Here is an 18,241-nt window from a genome sequence, read left to right as displayed (position 1 = left end):
AGGTGACGCGAACCAGCATCTCTGCAAGTTCGGCACGACCTACTTCAAGAATGAGGAGTCGTCTGCACGTTTGAACTGATCCAGCCGCCGCTGGATCGCATTGACGTAGGCTGGCGACGTCATGTGCGACAATACCGCCTCTAGCTGAGACGTGATTTTGTCAGTTTTAGGTTTGAAGACATCGTCAAATGTCATGTCGATTACGAAAGGGCGTCCGTCCTCATTCGAGACCAGTAGGGAGGCAGACGAAGGATGGAGCTTCCCATCCGATCCCGGCTCGACCGGTTTGATTGCGACGTTGAATCGCATTATCGGAGCAACTTTGTCGATGGAAATTGAGATGTCGGCTTCAGGCGTGTTCAGACCAAGCTCACCTTCCGGCGTCTTTATGTAGATAATCTCTTCTGTTGGCTTAAATCGAAAGAACCCGATTGCGGCGGCGAACTCTTCGGCTGTCCACGGTTTCTTGGACCTATTCAGTTCACTCTTCGCCACCGTCGCTTGGTAATTAGCTGCGAAATACTTGTCTCGTTCCGCTTTGACTTCCTTCGTCAATTGCTGCTTGACCTTGTTGTGTTCCAATTGCCAACCGAACCGACTGTTCCACAGGTAGATAGACCATACGATCAATCCGATCACGGCAAAGATTGAAATGAATAGCGTGATAGCGAAAGCAACCTCCCACTTCTCCGATTGTTCCTTCATCCCTTGGTGTGCTGTCTGCCACATGCTGGCTTCATTCATCGCCTTTCGGACAATTTCACTGTCATCCGCCTTGTTGTGCATCGCTGCGAAGATCCGGTGAAATAACTGGTGCTTCACCAAGTTCTTAAGTTGATCGGCAGTCCTGAATGGGACGTAGATGCACCGGCCGCCGATGTCGTTCTGCCAATCTGCAAGCTCGGTCGTCTTGTCGCTTCCCTGCTTAAAGAAGATGACGGCGTTCATTCCGTTGTCGTTGGCAACGAATGTTTGAATCTCGCTCACAGTTCCGCTGACAGCGTCGTCGACCGGTGTTCCAAGATTGCGATTGAACACTGCGAACAGGATTTGTGCGGACTGAACTCGCTCTTCGTTGATCCAACGTTGTCCGGGGGTTCCGACTTGAGCCGTGACGGCAATTTCGTAGTTGATCGGTTTCAACTGAAGCAGCTTGCTCGGCAACGCACCGTTCATTTCGGTGATGGCGTCCGAGAGTGCCTTTTTCAGCGGGAGTGCATCGCTCGGCGAGCCAAGGAACACATCCCACACGTTTGTGGTTCCACCACCAATCGTTAGCTGATTCGGCGTGTTGGACATCTAGATACGGAATGCAGGGACGAATACCTAAACCAAAGCAGATCAACAAACTACGGGGCGACATGCACAAAAGACGACGCAAGCTGGCTGAACCAAAGGCGAGCCAGAATCAACCCATTTGCCCGGACTGGTTAGACGCAGTTGCCGCCGAAGAGTGGCACCGCTCCACGGCTCAACTTGACCAAATGGGGCTGCTGTCCGCAACGGATCAGACGGCAATCGACACTCCCGAAACCCGTTCGATCATGCTTCAGTCATTGGCAAAGAACGGCTTTGAAGAGACGCTGAAAAGGGTCAAATCAAACATCGAAAAGACAGAGCTTGAGCGGCTGATTGCCCACATGGTCAGCGAGCTTGGCGAGCAAGCGGACAACGAGAAGCAGCGTCAGCAGATACTGCAATCACTGATCGAATTCGGGCCTGAAGCGACTTGGCAACGGCTGGCCGTTATCATCCCGCAATAGAAGGTGAAGCGGACTGTACCCCCGGTTTCTCAAAAAAGGGGTACAGATTCAGAAAGCTAAAAAGGGCTACAAAGCTCAGGGTACGAAAAAACCCGTAAGTGATTGCCACTTACGGGTTTCGGATGTGCGCCTGACAGGACTCGAACCTGTGACCTCATGCATGTCAATCGCTTCTGGGAATACTATATGAGGCCCTGTTGATAGTGTTTGTATGGGATTAGTAGTTCTCGCCTGCCTCCCAAGGCGTCGTAAACGCTTCTCAGGAAGACAGGCTGGTGCATGTGCACCAGCGATTCAGAAGCATAGGTCGCAGTGAACCCGAATGCAAGAGGTCACCGGCTATCGGTCGCCAAATGTGCTGACTCAGCAATCAACTCTAGCGACAGAGCATAGAAGTGCGGCAAGAAAGCGATTCCAGGAGCGAACGGCTGATCGCGCAGCCGCTGAAAGATCGACTGCACAATCTCCTCATTCAAGTGCTCGAACCGTTTCCCAATGAACCGGCGCACGAATGTGCGAGCCCGGTCAGAGTGGCGAACGTAAAGGCCGTCGAAGTCGCGCGAGTCGTTCAATTGTTCGTCGGTCATTACGCGCACCTCGCGCGAAGAGCCAGCCATCCGGCGTTTGCTGCGATGTTGCATTCGCGAAACAGGCGATTCCATCCCCGCAGGCGGCTGAACCGCTCCAGCGCCGGCGTGAGCGGCCGGACCTCGCAGTAGAACCGGATAAGTGCCGGTCGAATTCGTTTTGGCACTTTGTGGAAGTCGAAAATCGGCGTGAGCGTTTCGACGTAGAACCGGCGGGGTGGTACGGCTTTCATAGGTGTTGATCCGTGGTGAAGTGTCTGTCAACGCAGACAACTCTGCCATACGGCTTGACGGCGTGCATTAACTTCTTCTGGAGCAATGCCCTACGCGGCATGCTATAGCTTACGCTCATGTGATGACTTTTGTCTGACATATAGGAAAACAGGCCATTTCGCCGGGTGACGATTGCGCCGAAAACCTCAGAAAAAATTAACCGGTGGACTCTTGTAGGACGGACTGGGCGCACTTGTGTCGCCAGTCTATTAAGCTAAAGTTCGGTCGTGGGCCGTCCTATCAGCGAGAATCAGCACCGTGGCAAAGAAGTCATCTGGCAACAAGTCCCAAGCGATCCGTGAAGCTCTCCAGGCGAATCCGGACGCCTCTCCGAAGGAAGTTGCGGAGAAGGTCAATGAACAGGGATTCAAGGTCACCCCGGCCTATGTGTCGATTGTCAAATACAACCTGAGCAAATCGAGCGGCAAGGGACGGAAGGTGCGGGTTAAGAAGGCCAGCCGGTCCGCGGCCGGTGGCGGAATCATCGACAACGGCTTTACGGCGGCTCTGAGTTTCATTCAGGCGTGCGGCGGACTGGAGCAAGCAAAGTCGGTGTTGGCGACGGTGGAGAAGTTGAAGGCAGTGGTCTAAACAGAAAAGCCCGGTCCCTTGCGGGCCGGGCTTTCGAGTTTCAAAACCGTTGGATCGTTCCCTTACGGAACTCGCGCTGCAACGTCCGGGCAATTTCCCGGCCCGTCTGTTGGGGCGTCTTCGACTCATTCACGTTGATGCTGATGTCGCCGACGTTGGTGACCGTGCCGCCAGCATTCCGATACTGAGGCTGCATCCCGGCGTTCATTCGCTGGAAGTCGCTGAAGAACCGTTGCGTGGCACTCTTGGTCATCACGGTTTCGCCACGTGTAAGCATGGCGGGAACCGTGTCTGATCCGCGGGCCAGTCCTCCGCCCGCGTGGTAAGCCAGTCCGCCGAACGCCCGGTTGATGGGCTTTGTCAACGCCGACTCGATTCGGGTGGCCGCATTCGTCAGCGCCGTTGCGCCGCGAGTCAGCGCCGTTTCGATGTTCGTGGCGGCGCTGTTGCTCCCCTGAATCAGCCGGTTCAATTCCTCCAGGCGGGCCGACTGCGCCGGATCAGCAGTTGGCAGGCGTGCGACCTGCAACAACTTGTCCGTCGCTCGCGAAAGAACGTCGATGTCGGGGTTCAACCCGGCTCCGTTTCCAAAAACGGGGCCGCTGATCTTGTTCTGAAGCGTGGCAAGCTGTTCAACGGACGTGAACAACTGCCTGACTTGGTCGACGCTGACATTGGGCGAGTCCAGGAGCGAATTGGCTTTCGCTTTGAACTGATCCATCAATGCCAGCGCCTTTTGGGCGTCCGGCTGCGCCACGGTCAGCGATCGGCTCAACCAGTTCGCGAAACTGTCCGTCGACTTCAGGAGTTCCTGAACTTCGGCCTTCACCCCGGTCAGTGCTGACGCCCGCTGCTGTTCGATGCCGGACAGTTTCGTGCGCAGCGCATCGGCTTCGGTTACGGCCTGCGACAGGCCGGCCGCGGCCTCATCCGGTGACCTGAAGGTTGTGCCAAGAGCCCGCTCCAGGCCGGTCACGTCGAACTTCGCGTTGAACTTGAAGTTGTTCAGCGCGGTCTGGACGCCGGCCGTGAGTTGGTTTACGGCCCCTTCGATGTTGAAGCTGATCGGAAGCGGCTGCCGTTCCATGTCGGCGGCAAGCTGAGTCAAACCGAGCGCGTCCGTCAGCTTCAGGTCGCTGGAGCTGAAGCCGGCCTTCAGGATGTTGCCGAGTGCCTTCTGACGGTTGGCCGCCCGCTGTGCCTGTTGTTGCGGATCAAGGCCGACAGTTGGCGGGTTGTCCAGGAGTTCTTTCGCATTGGCCTTCACGCTGTCGAGAATCTGCCGTTGCTTGGCCGCTTCGGCGGTCAGCGTGTTGGCTCGCGACTCCTGAATCTTCTGGAGTTGCTTCTCTGCCGCAATGCGCTGATCGGTCAGACGATTGATCGTCGAAAGGGCGGAGTTCTCCGCCCCACGGTTGCCGGTCTGCTGAGCCAGGGCGCGGGCCGATTCGGCCCGGCGCTCCGCCGAATCGAACAACCGCAGCGCTTCGCTGATTTGTTGATCGGTCTGCGCTTTGCCGAGAGCGGAAGCGGCCTTCCGGGCTTCAGACGTCGCCTGCGACAGTGTCCGACTGATCCGTTCGGGGTCGGCCGCATCCCGCAGGGACGCATCGAACTGACGGTCAGCTTTGGTCTGAGTCAGGGACCGGACACGCGCCTGCGAATCCTCAATTGCCTTTGCCGAGTCCTTCGCGGACGTTTCCAACTCGCGAACGAGCGATTCCCGCGTGCCGATGAACCGGTTCAGTTGATCGGTCGCGACCGAGACCAATCTTTTCTCACCTGCGATCAGTTCGTCGGTTGTGCGGTTGAAGTCGGCAATCTGCTGACGGCTCGCGTTCAGCGAACTCTGAACGATGGCGGCGTCAGTGGTCCGGGCTTCCGTCAGCCGTGTCTGTTCGCCTTGGACGAACTTGCTGACAAGCTGGTTATTCGCGGCTTCCAGCTTTCGCAGGTTCTCCAGGCGAGACGAATCAAGCGACGATCCGAGAAAGTTGCCGATGCTGCTGGCGACTCCCAGACCAAGGCCAATCTGCGACAGTTTAGTGAGCACTCCAGCCAGGGCAGTCCCCTGAAGGACGGCCAGCCGCGTATTGGCGACGTAGACAGCAGTCGCAGCGGCCACGGCCGCAATGGCCGGCGCAGCGTTCTTCGACACTGAAATGATGCCGTCCATCCCGCCGACGAACTTGAGCCCTTCCGCGGTGACGTGAAGAAGCTCTTCACCGAACTTCGTGAGTTCGATTCGAGCCTTGTTCAACTCGTTTTCGAGATTCTTGGCATCCGTCTGGAAGATCGTTTCAAAGCGTTCCTTGTTCAGGCTCAGAGCCGTGTCACGAACGGCCGCGATGTTCCGGTTCAGCAACTCCAGGTTGTCCCGTGCGGCAATGCTCGCACCGTTCAGGGCGCGGACATTCGGGAACAGCTTCGCGAGTGACGACGATGACCCGTCCGTCGTGTCCCGCACTTGCTTGAGTGCTTCCGACAGGCCGACAGAACGGATGAGGAATTCGCCGGACGGCGCGTTCAGTTGATCCAGGGCGCGTTTCATCGCCTCAGACGGCTTCGTGAAGGCCGACAGGACGCCGCTGATTTGCGTCGCGGCCTCACTGGCCTTCACACCGCGGATGGTCAACGTGGCGAACAGGCCGTTGAGTTCTTCGAACGTGACGCCAAGTTCAGACCCGCGCGTCGACACGCGACCGAAGACAGTCGCAAGCTGGCTGCCTTCGATGTTGCCGATTTCGATCGTCTTGTTGAACTTCGACGCCAGTTCTTCGGCACGGCTCACATCCAGTCCATAAGCGTTGAGCGTTCCCGACAGCAGTTCGATGGCGTTGTTCTGGCTGGTGACCGTGCCGACTGCGAACTGGCTCGCGACCCGGTTGAAGTCCAGGAGTTCGGCCTTGCTCCCGCCAATCTGATTCTGAAGCGCCTGATACAGGCCGCCCGCGATCTCCAGTTGGTCGATGCCCAGCGCCGCCGACTGCTGACGAACGGCCGCACCAATGTCCGGCAGGCCGGTGAACATCCCGTCCGCGACTGTCGACACCTTGGCAAGCTCGATTTGCAATCGGGCGGCCTCGCTGGCAGCGTCAGTCATCGCCTTTTCGGTCAGGCGCAAGCCTTTGATGACCAATTGCGTGTAGACGATCCGCGACAGAAGTTCCGCCGACGTGGTCAGACGACCGAGCCGGCTGTCGAGTTGGCCGGCCGCATTGCCGGTGCTTGTCATTGCGCTGCTGGTCGCGCCGAAGCGGGAGTTGAACCGATCAACGGACGTTCCGAAGCGGTTCAGGCGTCCCGAGAGATTGGAGACAGCGCCGCCAAGGTCACTGATGTTCTTCAGGGCGGTTCCGACTTCAAAGCCGAGAACCTGTTTGATTTCTTCCATTGTTCAACTCCGGCCCGTAGTTCGCGGGTGCGAATGCGGTCGACGTTCCGCTTGTTGATGCCGTGAACGGCCGCCAGGACGCGAGACGGCAGCGACGATTCCCGAATCGCTCGCACGTCGTCATCACTCAGCTTCGGGGACGACAGCGTGAGGTGATTCGGGTTGCAACACAGCGAGTTGCCGCAGGTGGTGACGACGTCGCAGCCAGGAGGAATCGGACCGCGTACTTGTTCCCACGCGACCCGCCGGGGACTCGTCACCTTGCCCTTGAACTTCACAACCGGTGTAGAACCTCTGCGTGCGCCAGGCCAGGGGAAGCAACAGGTGAAGGATTCCCAAAAGCTCATTCGTCCACCTCGTTGCGAGTGACAATCGGCCACTTCATGCGAGCGGCACCCGCGCCACGGGTCACCAACCCGTCTTCAATCAGCCCTTCCGTCTCTAACAGCCGCTCGAAAGCCATCTCGTTGCGGCGGTCAGGTGTGAAGTTTGTCTGGCGGCAAAACATGCGGAAGAACAGGTAGGGCGACGATTGCCCCGGAACTGTTCGTGTAAGGAAGTCGCGGAACTCTCGCTGCATCAGAACCTCAGTAGAAGTAACGGAAGAACTCGGAACGACGGTCGCGCCAGTCGATCGCAATGGCACGTTCGGTTGGCTTGTCGCCGTACCAACGCGCGAAGCATCGCCCCGATTGATCGGTGACGATGCCCAGCCAGCGGCCGTCCAGGTTGCGCATGGAAATCATCATCACCACTGTCCATGCGGGGAGTCGCCGTCTTGCAAAACAGCGTCATCAACTGACCCGTGCTCCGTCGCGTACTTCGCGAGCCATGCCGGGTTGTCGATGTTGTCGTCGTATGCCCACTGCGGAACGACGGTGGCCTTTCCATCGTGAAAGATGCGGACCATGCCGCGTTTCGTTTGGCTCTGCGCAACTTCCGGCGGTTTGTCCCACGCGAACGGCTTGTCAGAGGCCGGAGCGGCAGGCGGCGGCAGGAACTCGGCGATCTGTGACTGGCGCTGAGCGGTTTCGGCCGCGAGCTTCTGCCGAAACTCTTCGTAGCTCGCTGATTTCCGAGCCGCGATCGGCCGCGCCCAGTCGGTGTGATTCTTCGCGTACTGGCCGGCGTCCAGGTTGTGCTCCAGGAGCGCGGCATTGTGGAAAGCGAACTCAACCTCTCGCGTGGTCAGGTCGGCATCGAAGGCGGCGCGAATCGCGTTCAGCTTGGCGGCCGTCAAAACGTCGGCGATCTTCCCGCGCTGTTCAGCCAGGACAGCGGCATCCGACTGGGCGCGGGCTTCGGCGTCCGCTTTCTCTCGATACTGAACTGCGCGACGCTCGGCATCGGGCAGCGCATCAATCCGCGCTTGTTTGGCTTCGGCCTCAAAGGAGCGCGCGATCTGTTCCGAGACCGGCAATTGCTCCGGCTGTTTGAACTGCGACTTCCGGAACTCCATGTCCTGAACTCGCTCCAGGGAGTTGCGCGAGTCGCCACGCTTCAGGCCGAATCGCTCGTGATGATTCGACGGATAGAAGTCGGTGTGAAGCAATTCCCGACCGGAGCGCTGCTCCAGGTCCGACCGCAAGGCTTCGGCCTGTTGATCGTCCAGGTTGAGGCCCTGTTCGGCGGCCCACAGTTTGAATCTGAGACTTGAGATGCGTTTCATGATCTTTGTCGGGGTTCAGTGAACGGATTACGAGCGCCCCGGATACGAACCCGTTCCAAGCTCTCCAGGGCGCTCGTTTAGATGAGGCGGAAGCCGGCCAGAACCGGTCCGTAGGCGGATTCGACAATGCGATGATTCGCGCGAATCCAGCGCTGAATGGCCTTCCGGCTGACGCGAGAGTCGCGCGGAATGGCGTCCCACACGGCGCGGATCGCGGTGGGAAGATTCACGCCGTGTCCAGGAGCGGTGACACGTTTGAAGGCCGCTTCAATCATCATTTGTATTCGCCCGTGGTCGACCACGGGCACGGACTCGCCCATTGTCAAACGAGTCCGGTGTGTCCCTCCCGGCCGGGCTTTCTCAAGGCGCGGCCGGGCCGCCGTATTTCACCGGCGGGCAAGAGTCAGAGAGGTTTGCCCGTGATTCCGGCGAGGCCGTTCGGGGCTTTGCCAGTTCTGAAGATGAGCCAGACGGCTTCATCGTCGGACGGAGACCGCTTCGGCGAATACAGGCCGCGCTCTTTGAGCATCCAAAGGACGCTGTCACGGTGGCATGAGCCAGGAAAGCCGAAGAAGGTCGCAACGCTGTCCGCGAACTCCGCCGGGGACGACTTTCCAGGCTGGCATCGTTCTTTGATGAACTGGTCGAGTTGTTCGTCGGAAATCATCAGAGACCTTCGGTGTAAGGACCGGCGGTGTCGAAGCAGCACCGCCGGTGTTGGGCAGCCGCCAAGACAACGGCTGACCGCGGCCTACGCCGGCCGCGTGTGAGAAGTGCTGCCCGCCAGGAAGTTGACCAGGACTGACGGGCGGCAGTGGAATCAGTTGAGCTTCACGTCAGCGGCCTGAAGCTGGCCGCCGGCAAACGTGAGCCTGTGGCCGGCCTCAGAAATCCAGGCGACGACCTCACCACGCTTCAGGTGAGCGTGAGGAATGGCCTTTCGCACGGCGGCGACGATGTCTGCCACTGGCGTCAGGGTGCCTGCGGCCGGGGTCAAGAGGGTTGATACGATGTTCATTGCGTTGGCTGGTTGATATGAGGTGCTCCTAACCCTCATTTAGGCCAAAACGATCGTTTTGATCGGAAAGTGTCGGGAATCTCGGCGCTCCGGTGCGAAATCGTCGTTCGCCGCGTCGTCGACTGGGTCGCCGCCGGGAAATCACGCCAAAGTGCTGGGCGCAAACGTGCCCTTCGGCCGCCGCCTGCCGGCCCGAATCTGACCCCCTCCCGGTCCCGTGGAGTCAAGATTGGTCCACATCACTACGCTATGAGGTGCAGTCAGGATGTTGCACGTCAGTGATGCAGCGAGACTTACGGCGTGTGACCTCTTGCCTGCGATGCAAGCGAGCGGCCAGGAGCGGGCAGGCTGTGACGGTTGTACGGATTGCGACGGTCGTAGCGGTCGTGCGGGAGTCAGGTCGCCGGCCCAGGGCGCGCATCTCAACCGCGCGAGCGGTCATCAGGGATCGCTGCCGCGGCGTGCCGATGTCGCCGATCGTAAAATAATCGGCACCCGTTGCCACGTAAGGAGTTAAGGTCGATTTTCAGGGTAAAACAGGGAACCGGCCATCTACTCCTTATACGTGTGTCATCTTTTATATTGTTATTACTATAAGAATTGATTTTGCATATGGCGATAGATAGGAGGTTTTGTGAATTTACCCCAAAAACGCACCTAAGTCCTTACGTGGTAAGCGGTGCCGATTTCTGAGCGATCGGCACGATCGGCGGAGAAAACTGGCCGGCACGCGGTGAATCTCGACGTAACTCCGTAATCGCGCTGGGCATCTCAAGATTCGATATCAATCCGTGACATATCACAGACTGTTAGAATGCCTTTCCAGGCTCATTCCAGGTCGTCTGATTCGTATCACATTGTGATACGCCCGCAGCGGCCTCCAGGCCGCCCGTAGACGTCTTCAGTGCTCCAGGCTACCGGAACCCGTCCAGGATGATTCCAGGCCGCTGGCGGGCTTGTGGCGGCCCGTGTATTGCGCGCGCAATCACCTCAGAGTCTCGCGATTGTCTCTGTGGTCGTGTTGGACCGTGAGCCTCATGAATCGCTAGGCGGCGCAGTCCCGTCTTGGTTATCAGTGACTGGGTCAGTGGCTTTGCCATCTTCCGGCTCGTCACCATGCAGGAGCCATCGTTCGGCTAGATCGTCGACAACTTTTCCATCCATCCCTTCGACCGGAGGCAAGCGATGGGAATTGTCGGCGATCCACTTCACAACATTCCGACCATTTTCTCCGAAAAGAGCCCGCAGCGACTTGCCGTCCACCGGGCCAACAGTGAACTGAACCTGTTTGAAAACGAGATTCGCGACTTGGCGAATCATGATGTCAGGGCAGGCAACGGCCGCCGCTTGAATCAGTGGGCCTGCCCATGCCCAATCGCTGCGTTCGGAGTGTTTCACTTTGAATCCACGCGATGAGCCAGGGAACATTAACTGACACAGTTCCCATCCACGCGACCCTGCTGGACCATCGACTGCCTTGGCAAATTCTGCTGGGGTTAGCTTTGGCCAGTGCTCTTTGCACCACGCATAAACCCGCTCACGAAGGCGGTCTCGACAGTATTCACGTTGGTCCCATTCAATCAGGCGGGGCTCACCTAGCGCGAACTGGTCGTAGATGCTGTTCGCGAGACCAATGTTCTTCGGAAGCGCCTTTTCCATTTCTCGCCACATCCAATCCACATACTGATCTGCGGGCATCGGCTTGCAGCGGTATGTGGCCCGGAGCGGGACCAGCCATGCTTCCGAGCCGGGCTGGCGCTTAAAGAGCGCGGGTGTCACGGCCTCCTTCAACGTCAAGCTAATCAGTTCCAGCAATCGATCTCGCGGAAATCGATCCGCGAACTGCTCCCACTTCGCAATAAAGGCGAAGCTCGACACCATTTTGTCTGCGAGCGTCGTCAAGCTGCCGCCCTTGCGAGCCTCTTCGATCAACCTCAACACTTCCTGATCGGTAAGTTCGTCCGCCGGGACTTCACCTTCCATGATTCGCCTGAAGTAATCCGTCGGCTTCACCCGGCAAAGCGCTTGCGGACCAGGACTCCCATAGCTTCTTGCGATCTTTGAAGTCACCATTCCAGGCAAAAGGTAGTCAATAATTGTCGTGACAGAATCGACGTCGAAGTCGGCTTTTGGCACAACCTCTTGCCACCGGTCATACCAGGGTGCATTTATCGCACCGTCACTTCGGTCTTGGCTTTCAATGCGGCTGGCTGTTTTGCGGAAGTCGTCGATGTTACGAATTATAAAATCCAGAGCGGACGGTGCAGCGACATGGAGCGCTGAAACGCAGAGCAACTCATCAAAGTCCACTTCCCCATGCAGCGATTCCCAAAGATCCGCTGACCGTTCTATTGTGTGCTTCAGGTTCCTAGGGGTTCTGAGCAGCATAAGCAGACGTCGCTCGATCGAATCGTACTTCGGTATGAGTGATGGGCCATCCCAGCGAAGCAGTTGGCCAAAGTCGCTACGGCGCGGGTCAGGAGTGGGATCGACGTCGCCGTACGCCTTCGATGCTGCCTCTCGCGCCGCCAGCAGGGATTTCGCGACGTCGACCAATGGCAGAGTGGGCATCGGCTCGACGTGATCGCAGAGCTTTGTAAATGCGAGCGAGTCTCCGGTACTCTCGCGACCGCCGGTGAGGACAAATGACAGCGAAGGGATGTCTTTGATTCGTTGAAGCATCGCAAGAACAGCCTGACGATCGAAATCTTGGCTTTGGTTTCGATCTAAGTCCTCAACGATGATGACCAGCCGTGCATTCAGGGCAGTCAAGATTGGGGACAGACCCGCCAGTCTGCTTTCTGGACTCTGATGCCGACTAAACAGCGACCAAAGCTGTTCAATCCAGCTTGAGGATGCAGTGACGGCTGAAATGTAGGAATCAGGTAGCGATCGCACGCCGAGCGTGTCCGCGCGATCGTCGACCTCTCGGATTGCGGCATCCAAGATTTCGTGAATGGCCGATTTCGAGTCGGCGAATCCCCAGCACGTCGTATGGGAGAACCACAACTCCGGATACTGTGCGAACTCTGCTTGGTGACGGATTTTCTCAACATTCTCTCGAATCAAGTTCGTAATCCCGGTCTTTCCGCTTCCGTAACCGCCGATGAGTCCAATGCTTCGATACCGCTGTTGGCGCAGTCCATGTGCCAATCTCTTCCCGACGCGATCGAAGCGGTATTCATCTTCGGCTGCACTTCGAATTGGATGTTCACCGGAAGCTGTCTCTAGCAACATGCGTTCTGAAAGGTCGTCTAGTGTCCGTATGCCCCAGGACCAGAGGATCACGATCAGTAAGAGAAGCAGAACGGCCACGATCCAATCGGTCAGCACAGGCGTATTGTCGGCGCGAGCTGCAAGAACGTACTTTTGGATCAGAAAAATGAAGCCCGGCAGAAGGCCGATTCCTGCAATGACGCCGATCCAGAGCGGCGGATAGTCCAGTCTGAGATGCGAGCTTCTCAGGGGATAGAGACGACAGCTAGGAAAGGCCGCGAGTGCGGCCAGTCCAACGCTGATGACAATCATCCAGGTCCAATGCTGAAGTGGAAGCCGCGTGAGGAAGTCTCCCCAGTATGTGTGGGCTTGGCCGAATGTAACTGCGACCGCGCTGGAAACTGCCGCAATCACCGCATAAGCAGCGAGAATGATGAAGCGATGAAGCCGGATTCGGACCGCCAGCGCCTTCCTTTGTGCGGGTTCGGCGTCGTCGGAAGGTGCAGGTGAATCGGGCTTCATTCCTTGCCTCTTATCTCGAATGATCGGTGACTGCGTTCGCCGGATCAGGCAATTTCAAAGGTTCGGCCGCTTCTCGATTCGTGACCTTGAGTGTCACGTTGAACTCGAATGCAACAGGCCAGAGGCGAGTCGCCGTTGGAACCGCAACCACCACGATCACGCAGGCCGGCCAGAGGCGTTTCCAGAGTGCAGGTATTTCGGCCGTTTCCACGCTCTTCTTTCGGACGCTCATGATCCGACCTCCGTGAAATCTGCGCGTGCAACACGTCCCCCACGTCCGCTCAACGAAACATCTTCTGGAACGCCCGCTTTCCGACGTGCAGTCCGAAACGCTCGCGCCAGGGAGTCAGCATTCCAAGGGCGTCCAGTCGTCGTCAGGAAAACGAGACCGCTTGCCCGCTGAGACATCGCCTCTCGAATCACACGTGAGGCGTCGGCGTTGAACGAAACTTCCCGATCCGTGATTCGACTACCTGAAGCAGACCTTTCCTCCAAAGTCAGTTTCCGAGCCCGTAGGTTCACTGACTCGATTCGTGCAGTGATTAGGTCGTAAGGACGCGCGCCCGTGAGTGATGAAAACGCCAGGATTCGTTGCAGGTCTGGACGCGCTGCTTGAGCAATCTTCCGACTCTCATCAGCAGTCGGCATCCGCTCAACAATCTTTGGCTTACCGACTCGCGGCGGAAGGCCCGCCAGCAGCACGAAATCCGATTCAGCCACACCCTTCCGAACGCCCGCCCATCGCCTCGCGGTCATATCCGTGAAATCGAATTGCGCTTTCCAGGCCTCGTAACCTTCGCGAGTCAGTTGCCACAGTCGGTCGCGGGATTCGCCATCGTCGATCGACGTCGAGAGTGCCCAGCCCAGCGATTCAATCCGGGCCATCAGGCCGTGAAAAGCTGGCTTTCCGGATGCCGGACGCCAATTGAGTTCTTCTAGTCGTGTCCTAAGCCGCCGTTGAAGATGCGGCTTCTCAGCCAGCAAGCAAAGCACAAGGAACAGGATGTTGGATAAATCCTGATCGGGAAGCCGAAATTCACTATCCTTCGACGACATGCCGGATAGTTATCAATTACCCGGCATCAATTCAAGTGTCACTGCTCCCACAACTCCGGCGAGTCGACCGGCAAGCCTTTCTTATGGGCAAGTCCGGTCTTGTAGGTGACGACGTCGACCAAGTGAGGCTGCAACGCGCCGCCGACAGCCTTCAGGAGCGACTCAGCCACGGCCAGGGACGGTTCTTCTTTCCCGGTCAGGAGCCGAGACACTTTCATCGGAGTGAGGCCGGCCCGCTGCGCAAGCTGACGCTGATTCATGCTCAGCGCCTTGAGCCGAGTGGAAACGATTTCTGCGAAGTTCATACGGTAAGCACTTTCGGGACAGAGGGACCGTCAACGAGCCAGGAACGTGAAGCAATCAGGTCCGCAATCTCTCCGTGCGGACCGGCTTCAAACCTGAAGTTCTGGCGCTCCAGGTCGATGTCGTGGATCAGACCCGCGAGTTCATCAGGGGGCACGGGTTCGTAGTCGTCGTGTCGAATCTCCACCGTCAGCTTCTCCGGCGGGACGCTGGCAGCGAAGAACCACTTCCCACGCATCTCCCACGGGACAAGCTGGCGCTGAATCCTCACGGGAGTCGGATACCGCTGGTAAATCTGCCGCACGCTCCAGGCATCGACGTCGCAGGTGAGCCGGACGCGAGTCCGATCGAACCCGGTGTCGGTGTACCAAGACTGACGACGGTGGTCGGGCTCGGTCGTGAGGCTGGCGCAACGGATGAACCCGTGCCGACGATGGACTGGCAAGCGGCCGTCAGTGATGCCGTTGCGGATGATCGGCGGCAGGTTAATCAGCGCCGTGAAGTGGTACAGAATCATGAGTTGTCGGGCTTTCCGGTCGGTTTCGGCGCTGGACGGCGCGGAAGCGGCGGCAGGCTTTGCCAGTCCTTGTGAATCGTCCAGACCATGCCGCTCGACGGTGACCGATCAAGCCATTCGGCACGCTGGTTCCTGAACTGGTAAGGCTCGGTTGGAAACTCGACGGTGACCTTGCCGCCCATCGCAGTGACGAGAGCTTTCAGGGTCGCGAGCGTCGGCGATGTCTTTCCGGCCAGGATGTTCGACACCGCGGCCTGAGTCAGTCCGGACTGAAACGCGAGGTGCGTCTGAGTCATTTGGACCATGCGTCGCCGCTTGTCGAGTTGTTGAAGTAGTTCGTTCATGCCGGAATCCGCTCGAATTGTTTGGGCTGACAGATGAACTCGCGTTCGCTCCCGTTGATGAATGCGAAGACTTCGTTCGCCGCAACCGTAGCCTTCAGGACTGCGGGATGTTTCAGAATGCCAGGGAACCGATTGGCGAACCAACGGGCGACGTCAACCGAGTCTGTCCAGGAGAAACCTCTTAGCCGTCGACGTTGTCCAACGCCCGACACTCCGCGATAGAGCGTAAACGGGCCTTCACTGGGCAGCGGGTTGCCGGCCGCCCGTAGTCGGTCGCGATCGGCGATATTGAACAGCCTCTCGATGCAGCAGATCGACCAATGAGACCAGTTGCCTTTCGCTCCCGTGTAGGCATGCAGAAGGACTTGTTCGTACATCCCGCGATGCTTCAGCAAGGGGGCATTGATCCAGACGAAACGCAAGTCGAGACGAAATGGCATCATGTCCACGTCTCCGGTGATGAATGCATTCCGGGCGATCTCGACTCCGTACTCGTCCAAACTCGACAGGTCGAGACGGTCAGCAAGTTCGGCGACGTCCAGAGATTCGATGTTGTCAATGAGGATCATGGGAGTTGTGAAAAGAGGCCGGCCCGCACGTCGTGCGCAGGGCCGGCCGGGGACAGACGGGGTTAGGCGTTGATGGCTTCCAGCACCGCGGGCAATAGAACGGTCTTCGCTCGATACAGAACGATCGACGCGATCACCAAAGTGTCGAATTCACGTTCCATCAGGACATCGAAGACGTGCCCGGAGAATTCGTCTGTCACGCCATTGTCGAAGACTCCCTCAAGGAACGAATCAATCTCAGACAGGATTTCTTTTGAGCGATCGCAGCTAACTCCACTAAATGCGTCGCGCAGAAGCCCGGCGTCGGCGAAGATTCGCCCCAACGCTTCTTCATTCGACAGCAGATGTTCGATCACCCGTCGCGTTTCGTCGTCCGTGCGGTGATAGACAGCAACATCTTCCAGAATCTCAGAGGCCCGTTCCCGGTCGCCCGACGTCCAGGCGTTCGTCAACTCGTCAATCAGTTCTTCAGGCAGTCCAGCAATCATCGTTGTCCCCTTGTGGCTGGCCCCGCGAAGTGCGGGGCCTTCACAGTTAAAGAGACAGGCACTCGCGGAGTTTTGACCGCAATTACCCAATTTTCGCCACAACGGCCGTCGCCGCTGCCAAGTTGAGTTCCGCGTAAAGCTCTGACGTCGCGATACGGCTGTGACCAAGCGTGGCCGCAACCACGTCCAGAGTTTCAGACTTCCGAAGCTCGGTCGCGAAGCTGTGACGGAGTTGGTTCGGGTGCCACGTGTGTTCCTCGCGCCACGCTTCGGCTCGTCGCTTCACGTCCTCCCGCTGCTCAGCGGTGAGTTCCTTCAGCGCCTTCCCTCGCGGGCGAAGTTCCTTCGGCATCCCAAACGCGAACTCGCAGCCGCGGGTGATGGCTCGCCTGTAAGCGGCCGTGGTGAACGCACCGTTCTTTCCAGGCCAGACGGGACCGAATCCGCGGTACTTCATCAGAACCGCTTGTGCCTGCGGGCCGATCGCGATCACACGTTTCCGGTTGTGATGTTCCAACTTGTGGGACGTCGGGCGGTACACCCACACGGCTCCGCTCGTGTCGATCTCTGTCCAGTCCATCGAACAGACTTCACCGGGACGCATCCCCGTGAGCCGGTGAACGCGAATCATGTCGACGATCATCGGCGGCAGGTGTGGAATCGTTGCTTCCACAGTCGTCTCCGAAACTGGCTCGACCGGCTCCGCTTCAACAGCTTCCGTCCGGCCGTGCAACAGCGGCTCCAGGGCCTTCAGGGCTTCCAGGACGCGTGGTTGGATCAGTTGGAGACGGACACCCCGTTTGAAGACGCGCCGGATGCGACCGCAGTGCTGGTTGATGGCGCTCCGACACCAACCGCGGGCAATCATCGCCGTTCGCACCTTCTCCAGGCGGACCGGTCCGAACTGGCTCGCGGGCAGGTCACCAAAGAGGTCGACCAACGGCGCGACCGCCATCTTGATCGAATTCACTTCGGACGTGACCTTGCCGCGCTTCACGTAGTGTCGATTCGCGTGCTCCAGGAACTTGTCGACCAGTTCGGAGACGGTGATTTCCATTCCGGCCAGCGGTGATGACGGCACGTGGCCGTTATTGACCAGCCACTTGAAGCAACGCACAACGGCCCTTCGCGTGCGGAAGGGATTCGGCTGCTCACTGATCCAGGCTTCGACTTTGCGCCTGCTCAGCTTGGCGACGGGCTCCCGCTCGAATCTCACGACGAACGGACGCAACGCAAATCGGCAGGCGTCGTATCGGGCCGGCTTGTTGGCCTGAGTCCAGTCCAGGAACTTGTCGACGTACTCCGGCAATGCGGCCTTCGCGGCCTGTTGCTTCGGACTGACGACGGCTTCCCCGGCCTTCAGTCGCTCCAGGTTTCGCTGCGCTTCGGCTTCATCCCTTCCGAGCCACTGCTGACGGCCGTTCCAAAGGACGTACCAACGGAAGCACCCGTCCGACAACTTTCGTTTGAATGGTTTTCGCTCGCTCATGTTCGCTCACAATTGAAGAGACAGCCTCCGGAGATGTTTTGACCGAAATCCGGAAAGAAGGCGGACCACGTGAGCAAGTGGTGCACGTAGCGGACGGCAGAGCGTTGCCGAGAGAGGTTTTTGGATGCATTCAGGCTCTCCGGTCCACATCGGAAAGTCCGATGTGGACCGTTTTGAGCCTCTACAGCATCCTCAGAAGTTCCGGCTTTCGCCGGAAGCCCTTACCGTTTCAGCGGTAAAGAAATGTGCGCCTGACAGGACTCGAACCTGTGACCTCATGCATGTCAAGCGATCAAAGCGATTTCGACGAAAGGCCGAATTTGCTGGGGTTATTGACCTTCGGAAAACCAGTTGTAAGCCATTTAGGCGTAGAAAGATGCTTCAGAACAGGTACTTGGTGCAGTTGCACAGACGGTCCATCACCCTACGACGCGGCGAGACT

The 18,241-nt window shown here is 58.2% G+C and carries 22 protein-coding genes; 2 read left to right on the top strand and 20 right to left on the bottom strand.

All coding sequences use genetic code 11. The features are described 5' to 3' along the window. Positions 1–39: 39 nt before the first annotated feature. Complete coding sequence (locus tag Pan44_RS17370) at positions 40–1,299, bottom strand: hypothetical protein (protein ID WP_145031391.1); 1,260 nt, start codon at positions 1,297–1,299, stop codon at positions 40–42. 11 nt (positions 1,300–1,310) lie between these two features. On the opposite strand from Pan44_RS17370, the gene Pan44_RS17365 reads away from it, so the two are divergent. Beyond that, positions 1,311–1,763, top strand: coding sequence for a hypothetical protein (locus Pan44_RS17365; RefSeq protein WP_145031390.1), 453 nt, complete (start codon positions 1,311–1,313; stop codon positions 1,761–1,763). Positions 1,764–2,095: 332 nt separating this feature from the next. On the opposite strand, the gene Pan44_RS17360 is transcribed toward Pan44_RS17365, so the two are convergent. Continuing rightward, a complete protein-coding gene (locus tag Pan44_RS17360; protein WP_145031388.1) occupies positions 2,096–2,350 on the bottom strand; it encodes a hypothetical protein in 255 nt (84 codons plus the stop codon). Further along, the gene (locus tag Pan44_RS17355) at positions 2,350–2,583 is read right to left on the bottom strand and encodes a hypothetical protein (protein WP_145031385.1); all 234 of its coding nucleotides are present in this window, start codon (positions 2,581–2,583) and stop codon (positions 2,350–2,352) included. Before Pan44_RS17355 ends, Pan44_RS17360 begins: the two co-directional genes overlap by 1 nt. A gap of 298 nt (positions 2,584–2,881) precedes the next feature. Here Pan44_RS17355 and Pan44_RS17350 point away from each other — a divergent pair, with 298 nt between their 5' ends. Beyond that, the gene (locus Pan44_RS17350) at positions 2,882–3,214 is read left to right on the top strand and encodes a hypothetical protein (RefSeq protein ID WP_145031383.1); all 333 of its coding nucleotides are present in this window, start codon (positions 2,882–2,884) and stop codon (positions 3,212–3,214) included. Between the two features lie 40 nt (positions 3,215–3,254). Here the strand turns inward: Pan44_RS17350 and Pan44_RS17345 are convergent, their stop codons facing one another. The 17 genes from Pan44_RS17345 to Pan44_RS17270 form a co-directional block, all read right to left on the bottom strand. Then, positions 3,255–6,608, bottom strand: a complete 3,354-nt coding sequence (locus tag Pan44_RS17345; protein WP_145031381.1) for a phage tail tape measure protein — start codon at positions 6,606–6,608, stop codon at positions 3,255–3,257. Continuing rightward, on the bottom strand, positions 6,560–6,955 hold the full coding sequence (locus Pan44_RS17340) for an HNH endonuclease signature motif containing protein (RefSeq protein ID WP_145031379.1): 396 nt from the start codon (positions 6,953–6,955) through the stop codon (positions 6,560–6,562). Before Pan44_RS17340 ends, Pan44_RS17345 begins: the two co-directional genes overlap by 49 nt. Further along, complete coding sequence (locus Pan44_RS17335; RefSeq protein ID WP_145031377.1) at positions 6,952–7,188, bottom strand: hypothetical protein; 237 nt, start codon at positions 7,186–7,188, stop codon at positions 6,952–6,954. Before Pan44_RS17335 ends, Pan44_RS17340 begins: the two co-directional genes overlap by 4 nt. Before the next feature lie 7 nt (positions 7,189–7,195). Next, a complete protein-coding gene (locus Pan44_RS27460; protein ID WP_197453411.1) occupies positions 7,196–7,345 on the bottom strand; it encodes a hypothetical protein in 150 nt (49 codons plus the stop codon). A gap of 11 nt (positions 7,346–7,356) precedes the next feature. Beyond that, positions 7,357–8,277, bottom strand: coding sequence for a hypothetical protein (locus Pan44_RS17330; RefSeq protein WP_145031376.1), 921 nt, complete (start codon positions 8,275–8,277; stop codon positions 7,357–7,359). Between the two features lie 77 nt (positions 8,278–8,354). Continuing rightward, positions 8,355–8,597, bottom strand: a complete 243-nt coding sequence (locus Pan44_RS17325; RefSeq protein WP_145031374.1) for a hypothetical protein — start codon at positions 8,595–8,597, stop codon at positions 8,355–8,357. A gap of 83 nt (positions 8,598–8,680) precedes the next feature. Next, positions 8,681–8,944: a hypothetical protein gene (locus Pan44_RS17320; protein ID WP_145031372.1), complete on the bottom strand. Its 264-nt coding sequence runs from the start codon at positions 8,942–8,944 to the stop codon at positions 8,681–8,683. Positions 8,945–9,097: 153 nt separating this feature from the next. Next, positions 9,098–9,295, bottom strand: coding sequence for an uL14 family ribosomal protein (locus Pan44_RS17315; RefSeq protein WP_145031370.1), 198 nt, complete (start codon positions 9,293–9,295; stop codon positions 9,098–9,100). Between the two features lie 1,035 nt (positions 9,296–10,330). Then, positions 10,331–13,033 carry a P-loop NTPase fold protein gene (locus tag Pan44_RS17310; RefSeq protein ID WP_145031368.1) on the bottom strand — a complete coding sequence of 901 codons (2,703 nt, stop codon included), beginning with the start codon at positions 13,031–13,033 and terminating at the stop codon, positions 10,331–10,333. A 10-nt stretch (positions 13,034–13,043) separates the two neighbouring features. Then, complete coding sequence (locus Pan44_RS17305; RefSeq protein WP_145031366.1) at positions 13,044–13,265, bottom strand: hypothetical protein; 222 nt, start codon at positions 13,263–13,265, stop codon at positions 13,044–13,046. Beyond that, a complete protein-coding gene (locus Pan44_RS17300) occupies positions 13,262–14,089 on the bottom strand; it encodes a tyrosine-type recombinase/integrase (RefSeq protein WP_145031365.1) in 828 nt (275 codons plus the stop codon). Before Pan44_RS17300 ends, Pan44_RS17305 begins: the two co-directional genes overlap by 4 nt. Positions 14,090–14,127: 38 nt before the next feature. Next, positions 14,128–14,394, bottom strand: coding sequence for a helix-turn-helix domain-containing protein (locus tag Pan44_RS17295; protein WP_145031364.1), 267 nt, complete (start codon positions 14,392–14,394; stop codon positions 14,128–14,130). Next, positions 14,391–14,909 (bottom strand): hypothetical protein, encoded by a 519-nt coding sequence (locus Pan44_RS17290; protein WP_145031362.1) that lies wholly within the window; start codon positions 14,907–14,909, stop codon positions 14,391–14,393. The genes Pan44_RS17295 and Pan44_RS17290 overlap by 4 nt, the downstream gene beginning before the upstream one ends. After that, positions 14,906–15,253, bottom strand: coding sequence for a helix-turn-helix domain-containing protein (locus tag Pan44_RS17285; protein ID WP_145031360.1), 348 nt, complete (start codon positions 15,251–15,253; stop codon positions 14,906–14,908). The genes Pan44_RS17290 and Pan44_RS17285 overlap by 4 nt, the downstream gene beginning before the upstream one ends. Continuing rightward, on the bottom strand, positions 15,250–15,822 hold the full coding sequence (locus Pan44_RS17280) for a hypothetical protein (protein ID WP_145031357.1): 573 nt from the start codon (positions 15,820–15,822) through the stop codon (positions 15,250–15,252). Before Pan44_RS17280 ends, Pan44_RS17285 begins: the two co-directional genes overlap by 4 nt. Positions 15,823–15,884: 62 nt before the next feature. Then, the gene (locus Pan44_RS17275; protein ID WP_145031355.1) at positions 15,885–16,310 is read right to left on the bottom strand and encodes a hypothetical protein; all 426 of its coding nucleotides are present in this window, start codon (positions 16,308–16,310) and stop codon (positions 15,885–15,887) included. 82 nt (positions 16,311–16,392) lie between these two features. After that, a complete protein-coding gene (locus Pan44_RS17270; RefSeq protein WP_145031353.1) occupies positions 16,393–17,799 on the bottom strand; it encodes a tyrosine-type recombinase/integrase in 1,407 nt (468 codons plus the stop codon). Positions 17,800–18,241: the final 442 nt, after the last annotated feature.

This window comes from Caulifigura coniformis (genome assembly GCF_007745175.1).
GTDB lineage: Bacteria > Planctomycetota > Planctomycetia > Planctomycetales > Planctomycetaceae > Caulifigura > Caulifigura coniformis.
This window is presented reverse-complemented; position numbering and strand designations above follow the sequence as displayed.

Excerpts from the sequence above, each read along its gene's own strand:
- Pan44_RS17310 (WP_145031368.1), bottom strand. The coding sequence starts at position 13,033 with ATGAAGCCCGATTCACCTGCACCTTCCGACGACGCCGAACCCGCACAA.
- Pan44_RS17305 (WP_145031366.1), bottom strand. The coding sequence starts at position 13,265 with ATGAGCGTCCGAAAGAAGAGCGTGGAAACGGCCGAAATACCTGCACTC.
- Pan44_RS17320 (WP_145031372.1), bottom strand. The coding sequence starts at position 8,944 with ATGATTTCCGACGAACAACTCGACCAGTTCATCAAAGAACGATGCCAG.
- Pan44_RS17370 (WP_145031391.1), bottom strand. The coding sequence starts at position 1,299 with ATGTCCAACACGCCGAATCAGCTAACGATTGGTGGTGGAACCACAAAC.
- Pan44_RS17300 (WP_145031365.1), bottom strand. The coding sequence starts at position 14,089 with ATGTCGTCGAAGGATAGTGAATTTCGGCTTCCCGATCAGGATTTATCC.
- Pan44_RS17315 (WP_145031370.1), bottom strand. The coding sequence starts at position 9,295 with ATGAACATCGTATCAACCCTCTTGACCCCGGCCGCAGGCACCCTGACG.
- Pan44_RS17345 (WP_145031381.1), bottom strand. The coding sequence starts at position 6,608 with ATGGAAGAAATCAAACAGGTTCTCGGCTTTGAAGTCGGAACCGCCCTG.
- Pan44_RS17295 (WP_145031364.1), bottom strand. The coding sequence starts at position 14,394 with ATGAACTTCGCAGAAATCGTTTCCACTCGGCTCAAGGCGCTGAGCATG.
- Pan44_RS17325 (WP_145031374.1), bottom strand. The coding sequence starts at position 8,597 with ATGGGCGAGTCCGTGCCCGTGGTCGACCACGGGCGAATACAAATGATG.
- Pan44_RS17365 (WP_145031390.1), top strand. The coding sequence starts at position 1,311 with ATGCAGGGACGAATACCTAAACCAAAGCAGATCAACAAACTACGGGGC.
- Pan44_RS17290 (WP_145031362.1), bottom strand. The coding sequence starts at position 14,909 with ATGATTCTGTACCACTTCACGGCGCTGATTAACCTGCCGCCGATCATC.
- Pan44_RS27460 (WP_197453411.1), bottom strand. The coding sequence starts at position 7,345 with ATGCGCAACCTGGACGGCCGCTGGCTGGGCATCGTCACCGATCAATCG.
- Pan44_RS17270 (WP_145031353.1), bottom strand. The coding sequence starts at position 17,799 with ATGAGCGAGCGAAAACCATTCAAACGAAAGTTGTCGGACGGGTGCTTC.
- Pan44_RS17340 (WP_145031379.1), bottom strand. The coding sequence starts at position 6,955 with ATGAGCTTTTGGGAATCCTTCACCTGTTGCTTCCCCTGGCCTGGCGCA.
- Pan44_RS17285 (WP_145031360.1), bottom strand. The coding sequence starts at position 15,253 with ATGAACGAACTACTTCAACAACTCGACAAGCGGCGACGCATGGTCCAA.
- Pan44_RS17360 (WP_145031388.1), bottom strand. The coding sequence starts at position 2,350 with ATGACCGACGAACAATTGAACGACTCGCGCGACTTCGACGGCCTTTAC.
- Pan44_RS17280 (WP_145031357.1), bottom strand. The coding sequence starts at position 15,822 with ATGATCCTCATTGACAACATCGAATCTCTGGACGTCGCCGAACTTGCT.
- Pan44_RS17355 (WP_145031385.1), bottom strand. The coding sequence starts at position 2,583 with ATGAAAGCCGTACCACCCCGCCGGTTCTACGTCGAAACGCTCACGCCG.
- Pan44_RS17335 (WP_145031377.1), bottom strand. The coding sequence starts at position 7,188 with ATGCAGCGAGAGTTCCGCGACTTCCTTACACGAACAGTTCCGGGGCAA.
- Pan44_RS17330 (WP_145031376.1), bottom strand. The coding sequence starts at position 8,277 with ATGAAACGCATCTCAAGTCTCAGATTCAAACTGTGGGCCGCCGAACAG.
- Pan44_RS17275 (WP_145031355.1), bottom strand. The coding sequence starts at position 16,310 with ATGATTGCTGGACTGCCTGAAGAACTGATTGACGAGTTGACGAACGCC.